General features: G+C 65.3%; 7 protein-coding genes. 3 read left to right on the forward strand and 4 right to left on the reverse strand.

Annotated elements, in window-relative coordinates:
• Position 1: 1 nt before the first annotated feature.
• A complete protein-coding gene (metH, locus tag A5756_RS03190; RefSeq protein ID WP_066946888.1) occupies positions 2–3,769 on the reverse strand; it encodes a methionine synthase in 3,768 nt (1,255 codons plus the stop codon).
• Between the two features lie 436 nt (positions 3,770–4,205).
• Between metH and A5756_RS03195 the strand changes: the two genes are divergently transcribed.
• A complete protein-coding gene (locus A5756_RS03195) occupies positions 4,206–5,096 on the forward strand; it encodes a PAC2 family protein (protein WP_197505315.1) in 891 nt (296 codons plus the stop codon).
• 51 nt (positions 5,097–5,147) lie between these two features.
• On the opposite strand, the gene A5756_RS03200 is transcribed toward A5756_RS03195, so the two are convergent.
• Entirely contained in the window at positions 5,148–6,029 is an 882-nt protein-coding gene (locus A5756_RS03200) for an SDR family oxidoreductase (RefSeq protein ID WP_066946893.1), read from the reverse strand.
• A 482-nt stretch (positions 6,030–6,511) separates the two neighbouring features.
• On the opposite strand from A5756_RS03200, the gene A5756_RS03205 reads away from it, so the two are divergent.
• Both A5756_RS03205 and A5756_RS03210 read left to right on the forward strand, forming a co-directional pair.
• The gene (locus tag A5756_RS03205) at positions 6,512–6,724 is read left to right on the forward strand and encodes an MbtH family protein (protein ID WP_066946896.1); all 213 of its coding nucleotides are present in this window, start codon (positions 6,512–6,514) and stop codon (positions 6,722–6,724) included.
• 323 nt (positions 6,725–7,047) lie between these two features.
• Positions 7,048–8,238, forward strand: a complete 1,191-nt coding sequence (locus A5756_RS03210) for a cytochrome P450 (RefSeq protein ID WP_232005314.1) — start codon at positions 7,048–7,050, stop codon at positions 8,236–8,238.
• A 49-nt stretch (positions 8,239–8,287) separates the two neighbouring features.
• Here the strand turns inward: A5756_RS03210 and A5756_RS03215 are convergent, their stop codons facing one another.
• On the reverse strand, positions 8,288–9,118 hold the full coding sequence (locus A5756_RS03215) for a S9 family peptidase (RefSeq protein WP_197505730.1): 831 nt from the start codon (positions 9,116–9,118) through the stop codon (positions 8,288–8,290).
• A 57-nt stretch (positions 9,119–9,175) separates the two neighbouring features.
• Positions 9,176–11,026, reverse strand: a 1,851-nt coding sequence (locus A5756_RS03220) for a tryptophan 2,3-dioxygenase family protein (protein ID WP_232005313.1), incomplete at its 5' end; no start/stop codon positions are given.

Raw genomic sequence — 11,026 nt, forward strand, 5'->3', positions numbered from 1 at the left:
ATCAGTCCTCGGGGTTGTAGCCGAGGTTCGGGGCGAGCCAGCGCTCGGCCTCCTTCAGAGTCCAGCCTTTGCGCTTCGCGTAGTCGGCGACCTGGTCCTGGGCCATCCGACCGATAACGAAGTACTGCGACTGCGGGTGCGAGAAATACCAGCCGCTGACGGCGGCGCCGGGCCACATCGCCATCGACTCCGTCAATTCGATGCCGGTTCGCTCCTTAACGTCCATCAACTTCCAGAGCGTCACCTTCTCGGTGTGCTCCGGGCAGGCCGGGTAGCCCGGAGCAGGGCGGATTCCCACGTATTTCTCGCTGATGAGCGCCTCGTTGTCCAGCTGCTCGTCCGGCTGGAATCCCCAGAACTCCCTGCGGACCCGTTGGTGCATCCGTTCGGCGAAAGCCTCTGCCAACCGGTCGGCGATCGACTCGAGCAGGATCGCGCTGTAGTCGTCGACGGCTGCCTTGAACTCCGCGATCTTTTCCTGGCTGCCGAGCCCCGCGGTGACGGCGAAGGCGCCGACGTAGTCAGCCAGACCGGTGTCCTTGGGCGCGACGTAGTCGCCCAGCGAGCGGTTCGGGATGCCGTCGCGGTGCTCGCCCTGCTGGCGCAGGTTGTGCAGCGTCGTCAGCACGTCGGTGCGGGTGTCGTCGGTGTAGACCTCGATGTCGTCGCCGCCGGGGACGGCGTTGGCCGGGAAAAAACCGATCACCCCGTTGGCCGTCAGCCACTTCTCCTTGATCAGGGTGTCGAGCATCTCCTGGGCGTCGTCGTACAGCTTGCGCGCCGCCTCGCCCGAGACGGGGTTGTTGAGGATGTCGGGGAACCTGCCCTTCATCTCCCAGGCGTTGAAGAACGGCTGCCAGTCGATGTACTCGCGCAACTCGGCGAGGTCATAGTCATGAAACTCCCGCACGCCGAGACCCTGGGCGGGCACCGGCGGCGTGTAGCCGTCCCAGTCGATCGGCGTCCGGTTGGCGCGGGCTTTCTCCAGCGTCACCATCGGACGCTCGTTCTTCTGGGCGTGCCGTTCGCGGAGCGACGCGTAGTCCTTCTCGGTTGCCTCCAGCAGCGCTGGGCGCTGCTTGTCGTCGAGAAGCGCGGCGGCCACCGGGACCGAGCGGGAAGCGTCCTTGACCCACACCACCGGACCGCTGCGACGCGGCGACACCTTCACGGCCGTATGGGCGCGCGAGGTGGTCGCGCCGCCGATCAGCAGCGGAATCTCCAGGCCTTGACGTTCCATCTCGACGGCGAAGTTCACCATCTCGTCCAGGGACGGGGTGATCAGGCCGGACAACCCGATGATGTCGGCGTCGTGCTCCTTCGCCGCGGCCAGGATCTTCTCGGCGGGCACCATCACGCCGAGGTCGATCACTTCAAAGTTGTTGCACTGCAAGACGACTCCGACGATGTTCTTGCCGATGTCGTGGACGTCGCCCTTCACGGTCGCCATCACGATCGTGCCGTTGGTGTCCTTGCCGGCGGCAGCGCCCGACTCTTCCTTCTCCGCCTCGATGAACGGCAGCAGGTACGCGACGGCCTTCTTCATGACCCGGGCCGACTTCACGACCTGGGGAAGGAACATCTTGCCCGAGCCGAACAGGTCACCGACGACGTTCATGCCGTCCATCAGGGGGCCCTCGATCACCTCGATCGGGCGACCGCCTGCGGCGGCGATCTCGGCACGTAGTTCCTCGGTGTCGGCGTCGACGTGGGCGTCGATGCCCTTGACCAGGGCGTGCGTGATCCGCTCGCGGACCGGTAAGGATCGCCACTCCGCCGCCGCCGGGTCTTCGGACTTCTCCGAGCTGTTGAACCGTTCGGCGATCTCCAGGAGCCGTTCGGCCGCGTCCTCGCGACGGTTCAGGACGACGTCCTCGATCCGGTCCCGCAGCTCGGGGTCGATCGAGTCGTAGGGCACCAGCGCACCGGCGTTGACGATGCCCATGTCCAGGCCGGCCTTGATGGCGTGGAACAGGAACACGGAATGGATCGCCTCGCGCACGGGGTTGTTGCCCCGGAACGAGAACGACACGTTCGAGATGCCGCCGGAGATGTGCACCCCGGGAAGGTTCTCCTTGATCCAGGCGCAGGCCTCGATGAAGTCGATCCCGTAGGTCGCGTGCTCCTCGATACCGGTCGCCAGCGCGAAGCAGTTCGGGTCGAAGATGATGTCCTCGGGCGGGAACCCGACCTCTTCGGTCAAAATCCGATAGGCGCGACCGCAGATCTCCTTACGGCGCTCCAGGTTGTCGGCCTGACCCTGCTCGTCGAAGGCCATCACGACCACGGCGGCGCCGTACTTGCGGCACAGCCGCGCCTCGCGGACGAACTTCTCCTCGCCCTCCTTCATGGAGATCGAGTTGACGATCGGCTTGCCCTGCACGTTCTTCAGGCCCGCCTCGATGACCTCCCACTTGGAGGAGTCGATCATCACCGGAACCCGGCTGATGTCGGGCTCGGCCGCGATCAGCTTGGTGAACCGGTCCATCGCGGCGACGCCGTCGATCATGCCCTCGTCCATGTTGATGTCGATGACCTGCGCACCGACCTCGACCTGCTGCAGCGCGACCGACAAGGCGGTGTCGTAGTCCTCGGCCTTGATCAGGTTGCGGAACCGGGCGGAGCCGGTGATGTTGGTGCGCTCACCGATGTTCACGAACAGGGAATCGTCGGTGATGTTGAGCGGTTCCAGGCCCGAAAGCCGGGTGGCCACCTCGATCTCCGGCAGCTCGCGCGGCGGCTTGCCCCCGACGACCTTGGCGATCTCCGCGATGTGCGGCGGCGCCGTCCCGCAGCAGCCGCCGACCAGGTTGACCAGGCCGGCCTCGGCGAAGTCGGCGATGTAGCTCGCCTGGCGCTCCGGGTCCTCGTCGTATTCGCCGAACGCGTTGGGCAGGCCGGCGTTCGGGTAGCACGAGACGAAGGTGTCCGCGATCCGCGCCATCTCGGCGATGTAGGGCCTCATCTCCGGCGCGCCCAGCGCGCAGTTCAGGCCGACCGCCAGCGGCTTGGCGTGCCTGATGGAGTTCCAGAACGCCTCGGTGACCTGGCCGGACAACGTCCGTCCAGAAGCATCGGTGATAGTCCCCGAGATGATCACCGGCCAGCGTCGTCCGCGCTCCTCGAACAGCGTCTCGACGGCGAACACCGCCGCCTTGGCGTTCAGCGAGTCGAAGATCGTCTCGATGATGAGGAGGTCGGCCCCGCCGTCGACCAGGCCGTTGGCGGCTTCGAGGTAGGCAGCGACCAGCAGGTCGTACGAGACGTTGCGGGCACCGGGGTCGTTGACGTCCGGTGAGATCGACGCGGTGCGCGTCGTCGGCCCGATAGCGCCGGCGACGTAGCGGGGCTTCTCCGGGGTGCTGTATTCGTCGGCGGCCTTGCGGGCCAGGGCGGCGCCGGCGTAGTTCAGCTCGTAGCTCAGGTCCTGCATGCCGTAGTCAGAGAGCGAGATCGCGTTCGCGTTGAACGTGTTGGTTTCCAGGATGTCGGCGCCCGCCTCGAGGTACTCGCGGTGGATCCCCTCGATGATCTGCGGCTGCGTCAGATTGAGCAGGTCGTTGTTGCCCTGAAGAGCGGTCGGCCACTCCGTGAACCGGTCGCCGCGATAGCCGGCCTCGTCCGGCCGGTCCCGCTGGATCGCCGTCCCCATCGCGCCGTCGATCACCATGATCCGCTCGCGCAGAGCAGCCGTCAGCTCGTCGGTGCAGTCGGGGCGGATGTTCGGCACGAAGGTCTCTGACGCCGGGGCGCTTTTAGAGGCGTTCACGTACGTTCCTTCCGTAGCGGAAGGCGTCCTTGACTCTGCCGAGCGTGGCGGATACCGGCATGGACCGGCGAACCGTTGCAACGCCTCTCGACCGGAAAAGTCTACGTCCCCCCGCGACGTCTGGACGCCCAGCTCGACGCGACCCGCTTGGCGATCGCGCTGCCCGTGAGCGCCACCTCGCAGATCTTGTCGGCGATGTCGTAGTTACCAATGTTAACCAGTTTGCAGCTGAACGTATTTCGTCTCGGCCGCGTCGCCGAACGTGAACCGCTGCGCCGGAGGGTCGAGGATGTCGGTGTCACAGCGGTGTTCGTTAGCGGCAGCCACCCCTATAAGGATAGTCGGCCTATGCAAATCCCCCGGTTGAGCGCCCATCGGCCGCAATCGACGGCCACCGCGCACCGAACATCGGGGCGCAAGGCCGTACGCTAAATCTGTGACCCCGCCCCAGGGCCCCCCAAACAGAGAAGCCGCACTGCCCGAACTGCACAACACCATCGTCGTGGCGGCGTTTGAGGGCTGGAACGACGCCGGCGACGCGGCCAGCGACGCGCTCGAGCACCTCGAGGCCATCTGGGAAGCCGACCCGATCCTGGAGATCGACGACGAGGCATATTACGACTACCAGGTGAATCGCCCGGTCATTCGGCAGGTCGACGGCGTCACCCGGGAGCTGGTGTGGCCGGCGATGCGCATCTCGCACTGTCGGCCGCCGGGCAGCGACCGCGACGTCGTGTTGATGCACGGGGTGGAACCCAATATGCGCTGGCGTACCTTCTGCGCCGAATTGGTCGCCATCGCCGACAAGCTGAACGTGGACACCGTGGTCATTCTGGGCGCCCTACTGGCCGACACGCCGCACACCCGTCCGGTGCCGGTCTCGGGTGCGGCCTACTCCCCCGAGTCGGCGAAACGCTTCGGGCTCGAGGAGAGCCGCTACGAGGGTCCGACCGGCATCGCCGGGGTGTTCCAGGACGCCTGCGTGGCCGCCGGGATCCCCGCCGTGACGTTCTGGGCGGCGGTGCCGCACTACGTGTCGCAGCCGCCGAACCCGAAGGCGACGGTGGCGCTGCTACGCCGCGTCGAGGACGTGCTCGACATCGAGGTTCCGCTGGCCGACCTGCCGACGGAAGCCGAGGAGTGGGAGCAGGCGATCACCGAGATGGCCGCCGAGGACGAGGATTTGGCCGAATACGTGTCGTCGCTGGAACAACGCGGCGACGCCGAGGTCGACATGAACGAGGCCCTGGGCAAGATCGACGGCGACGCGCTGGCCGCGGAGTTCGAGCGGTACCTGCGCCGCCGTCGCCCCGGATTCGGGCGCTAGCGGCGATCGCCAACTCGGCTTAGCCGAGTGCTGGGGGTACCGCCATCGAACCTAAGCCTTTTTGCCCAATCCCTGGTTGTAAGCGCTGGTGGACCGGCCGAGCGCGGCGACTTGGGCATCCAGCTGGGGCAGCAGCTCCGCCGTTGGTTTGTGCAGGGGCAGTTCGCCGACCGGGGTGGACAGCACCGGCTTGATCCAGCGGAACAGCGCCACCCAGCGCGGGCAGTAGACGCGGTTCCGGCGGCCCTCGATGCCCTTGACGAAGGCGTCCGCGCATTTGTCGACGGTGGTGGTCTTGTTCAGCGGCCAGGGGAAGCTGGCGAGCAGCTTGCCGAAGGCGGGCAGGTCGGCCTCGGTGTCGCGGACGAGGGCGGTGTCGATCCACGACATGTGCGAGGAACCGACGGCGACGCCATGGTGCGCCACCTCCAGCCGCAGCGCGTTGGCGAGGATCTCGACGCCGGCCTTGGACGCGTTGTAGGGAACCAGTCCCGGGCAGGCGGTGTACGCCGCCAGCGACGAGACGACCAGCACGTAGCCGCGGCGCTCGATCACCGCGGGCAGCGCGGCCCGCACGGTGTTGAAGACGCCGAGCACGTTGATGTCGAGCACCCGCTTGAACGCCTCGGGGTCCACCTGCAGCACCGACCCGTAGCTGGCGATGCCCGCGTTGGCCACCACGACGTCGATGCCGCCGAACCGTTCGACGGCCCGGGCCGCGACGGCTTGCATGGCCGGTAGGTCACGCACGTCGGCCACGGCGGTCAACACGTGGTCCTCGCCGAGTTCGGCGGCCAGCGCGCTCAGCTCGGCGTCGTTGAGATCGGTGAGCACGAGCTTGGCGCCCTTCTTGCGCAGGCGGCGGGCGACCTCGGCGCCGATTCCCCGGGCACCGCCGGTGATGAAAACGACTTTGTCCTGCAGCGACGTCATGGCCGCCAAGGTACCGCGACGGCGCTCGTTGACATAGGGCAGACAGTCCTCGACCGTGCCAATACGGCTTTTCGGGTGGACACCAACCCAGTGAACACAAGACGCCGCAGCAGGCTCAAATCAGGCGAGTTGTCCGTACTACCGACCAACCGCGATGGCCGCCGGTGTCATCTCCTGGTCACTTCGTGATCACTACCCTAACCGGGCGTTCGCACTACTCTACTTGGCGCATATTTTGCCCCTGAGCATTAGACGCGACCATAGGCTCCCGGCATGGCTTGTAGCCGAGCATGGGGTCGGGCGCCGTTAGATGACAAACGACGGCTTCATCCCGCCGTCTGCGGCATTGGAGCCTGTCGCGGCACCAAGCCGGGCGCCTTCTGGTTCGTAACACCGAGGATTTTCCCGCTGCGCCGAAATGCCGGGCCAATCCTGTTGACTCCCAACATCAATTCAACTCGAACACACGGTCAGGAGAACCGATGAGCATCAACCCGTTCGACGACGACAACGGCAACTTCTTCGTCTTGGTCAACGACGAAGAGCAACACAGCCTTTGGCCCGCCTTCGCCGAGATTCCAGACGGCTGGCGGGTGGTGCACGGCGAAGCGGACCGAGCTGCCTGCCTGGACTACATCGAACAGAACTGGACCGATATACGGCCGAAGAGTCTCGGCCTCTCGTTCAAGCGATGAGATTCCGCCGAGGCGCGCGGCCGCTACACACGCGAAAGAAATGACGGTGAGCGCAGTTCAAGCCTACGGCGGGATGGAGATCCCTCACTGGTCTCGGTTGGGCGCTCCGCCGGCGGAAGCCTGCCACTTGCCGACCGGGGCGGGCCTGGATCGTGACGACGAGCGCGAGGAGGTCAGCCATGCTGAGAACTCTGCACACGGCGCGCAATGCCGCGTCGGATGAACTTGGACGCGCGCAGATGCTCAAGCTGGCATGGACGTTGCCACGACGCGGCGACGACGCTTTCGATGAGTTGTTCGACCGCCACGGGGACGTAGTCTGGATGTCGCCGCCGCCGTTGATATCTCGGCTCGTCGGATCCAGAGTCGCTTTCGTGCGGGATCCGGCGTTGATCAAGCCATTGTTCACCTCGCCCCCCGATGACGTCAACGCCCCAGAGCCGCATCGCGTTGTGGATCCGTTCTGGGGAGACCGGTCGGTGTTCCTGCTCGACGGGCCGCACCACCTCCGGCTGCGCAAACTGATGCTGCCGCGGTTGCGCGGCGACGCGCTGACGCAGTGGCGTGAGTTCATCGTGGCCAGGACAGAGCAAGAGGTCCGCGGATGGGCCGATCAGCAGACGGTGGCAGTGCGCCCACGGCTGCTCGAAGTCTCAATGGAGCTGATTTTGAAAGTGGCGGCGTCAGTGCCCGATTCGGAGATGCAGCGGTGGAAATCGGCCTGGCAGGACTTGCTCACGACGGCTGCGTCGGGGCAGAGTGCGGTGCGTTCGGCGCTAAGGTCGATCGGCGCACTGCGGTTGTGGCCGCGATATCAGCGGGAGCTGAACCGATGCAATGAGCTGGTCTACGACGAGATCGCCCGCCGTCGGCGCCACCCCGAGCTCGAGCACGACGATGTGATCGATTCGTTGCTGCGAGCACACGGGGAAGCACTGTCGGACAGGGAGATTCGGGACCAGGTGGTGGGGATCATGCTCGGCGGCTACGACCCCCCGGCGACATTGGCGAGCTGGGCGATCGAACGGCTGGTGCGTACTCCGCACGCACTCGCCGCGGCCACCGCGGAGGCACGCGGCGGTGGCGACCAGCGCACGTATCTCGATGCGGTGGTGCAGGAAAGCCTGCGCTTGCGACCGCCGTTCATGTTCGTCACGAGGTTCATTCCCAGGCCGCTGAGCCTAGGTGGGCGTTACTTCCCGGGCGGGACGACGATCATGGCAGTCGTTCAGTCCGTACACCGGCATCCTGACCTCTACGAAGACCCGAAAGCTTTTCGACCAGAACGGTTTTTGCAGCGCCGCCCCAACAGCTATGAACTCATACCCTTCGGCGGCGGCGAACACCGCTGCCTCGGCGACCGGCTGGCCATCTTCGAGGCCACTCACGTCCTGGCGACCGTGCTGCGTTCCGTGGATCTCGCCGCCGTCGATCCGCGCGATGAACCCATCCGCCTCGAAATGGGGCTTGTTCCGGGCAAGGGCGCCACCGTGCGGGCCACTCGGGCTGCTTGACATCGTCGCGACACCCGCACCGAAGCCGCTCCGCGCCAAAGCCTGGCGTTCAGTGCGCCAGCTCCCGGATCACCGTGCGGCACAACGCCCATGCCTGCGATGTCGCGTCGATCAGTGTGTAGTGATCGGCGCCGGGGAGCAGCAGCAGACGGGAGTCGTCGCCGGCAGATTGAGCCGCGGCAACGAAACGCTGCGACTGGCTGAGTGGCACGTCGTCGTCGGCCGTGCCGTGCACACACACCGAGGGGATGCCCGTCGGAAGCAGGGCGCTGGGGCAAGCCAGCGAGCGGGCGCGGGGATCGTTGGCCCAGGCGCCTAGGAAGTTTCGGACGGCTCCGGAACCCGTGTTCTCCTGCATCGCGAGTGTGAGGTCCAAGACTCCCGCCTGGCTGAGGAAGCCGGCCAGCCGCACGACGGGAGAGGCTCCGGGGGCCTTGGCCGGCAGCGATCCTCGACCGGCCAGCCAACCGGCCAGCTGACCCCCCGCGGAGTGCCCGACCGCGATGACTCGCGACAGGTCGAGACGGCCGGCCGCCAGGGTCTGACCAGTTGTCGCGAGCAGGTCGATGGCGGCGGCAACGTCGAGACAGGTGGCCGGCCAACCACCGCCGCCGTGGTCCGGGTTGTCGCCCACCCTGCGGTATTCGATGTTCCAGGCAGCGAATCCTTGCTGCGTTAGATCGTCGGCCAGATCGGAGGCCAGGTCGGCACCGTGGGCCGTCCGCCAGAAGCCGCCGTGGATGACCACCGCGACCGGCCAGGGGCCTTGGCCGTCGGGAAGGCTGAGCACGCCGTGCTGGCTGGGATAGGTGCCGTAGCGCACTATCCACGAGGAACCAGCGTCGACCCGCAGGAATGCGTCGGGCGCCCGCGGACCCACCTGGGCTCCGCACCAAAATCGGGGGTAGGCAGCTCGTCCCACGGCAGGATTGCTCGCCTAGCAGGTCGACAGCCGATTCTGCGCCGGGCAGGAAGCCTCAAAAAGGCGATCGATCAGGAAGCCGACCCCGGTGGTGCCGCCGGTGCCCCTTCCGTCCCCGATGAAGCGGGTGACGGCGTCGAGGTGGGCCAGCCGCCAGCGCGTCAGGCCGGCGATGAATACGTCGAGCTGGGCCCCTAGCTGCAGGCGCTGCCGGCGGCTGCTCCTGTCACCTGTGGGCCGATCGGCGAGGATTTCCAGTAGCGCCGCAACCGGAGCGTGGCGAATGCCGGTCAACAGGGTCGCGAATTGGGCCGACTGTCCGGCCGTGATTCCCTGTAAGCCACCCCGGAACCGATTGAAGTCATCTACCGATAAGTGTTGCAGGGCGCTTTGTGTCGTAATGGTCAGTTCGAGCACGGCGTTTGCGCGCTTCATGCGATCGACCGCCTTGCCGAACTCCGAGCGACGGGCGGACTCGAGCGCGACCTCGAGGTCGGCCAGGATCTGGGACACCCACAGTTCAGAGGTTTGGTGGATGATCAGAAAGTAGCTTTCGTCGCCCCGAGCCGAACGGTCGGCGTCCCCGAACAACGGCTTTACCGCGCCGAGCAGTTCGTCGAGGTGCAGGTATTCCGCGTAGCGGAACCCGGTGGCCTGAAGTTTTCGTTCGGCCTCGATGTCGTCTGCCCCTCCTTGCAAATCGCTGAACGGGCAGCCGGTGGGAACTACTTCTACTGAACTGACACCATTGCTCAACTGCCGGCTCATGACGGCCTCCTCTCCCCAGTCCCGCTCGTCGGACCTGCCAAGGTCGAAGGGCTCGGAAGCCTCAGCGGATCGAACCCGAACCAATGAATCTTTGATTTTTTCGCCGTACATATTGAGCGATTCCGTCGTAAGCATCTCTTGATGCGTGCAGTCGATCGAGTGCATGGTGATGTCGCCGTTAACGAATGGTCGCCAACTTTGCAGAGGAGACGGACCCTGATTAGTCTCACCTCGCGCGGCGGAAAATATGACCATATCACCGTTGAAAACACCGGGCTCGTGGGTTCGAGACAACTCGATGTCATTATTGATGTTCTTAATGAACAGATCTAAAACCTGCTGGTATCGGGGGAACTCTGCGGCGAAGTCCTCGGCTCCCCGTTCACGAATCAGCTCTTCTATTTGCTCGTAGGTGAACAAATCGGATTCTTCTGAACTGCCGATCCGGTAGAACCGTAAGGCATCTAGGTGCTTCGTCCAGTCATCGAGATCCTCGTTCGGCAGGGCGTCGGTGCCGGGCTGGGCATCGAGAAGAATAAGAGAATCGATCACGCATCCCCGGCGGTGCAGCTCGACGGCAATATCATGGGCGACGACGCCTCCGAAAGACCAGCCGAGAAGGTTGTAGGGTCCGGCGGGATGGACTCTTTCAATTCTGTCGGCGTAGTTTTTTGCCATTTCGTGAATTGACCGGGGTTCAACCTCTCCGCTCTCGAGGACCTGTTGAATTCCGATGATCGGGCAGTCCAAGTAATTGCCGAGAGTCTGATACAGCCAACTCACCCCACCGCCAGGATGGATGCAGAAAAGCGGCACGCCGGTGCCCTTCCTCAGAGTTTGAACCGGAACCACTTCTTGCACGGAAACCGTGTCTTCGCCTCCGCGGTGCCGGTCGAGATGGTCGGCGAGATCCACGACGGTGGACGCGTCGAAGAGGTAGCGCACGGGCACTTCTCTGCCCAGCGCCAGCTGCAGTCGCGCACTCACCCGGGTCGCGATCATCGAATTCCCGCCGAGGGCGAAGAAGTCGTCATCGAGTCCGACCCGATCCTGGCCCAACACCTGGGCGAAGACCTCGGCCACGATTTTCTCGGTCTC

This window comes from Mycobacterium sp. 852002-53434_SCH5985345 (assembly GCF_001667155.1).
Lineage (GTDB): Bacteria > Actinomycetota > Actinomycetes > Mycobacteriales > Mycobacteriaceae > Mycobacterium.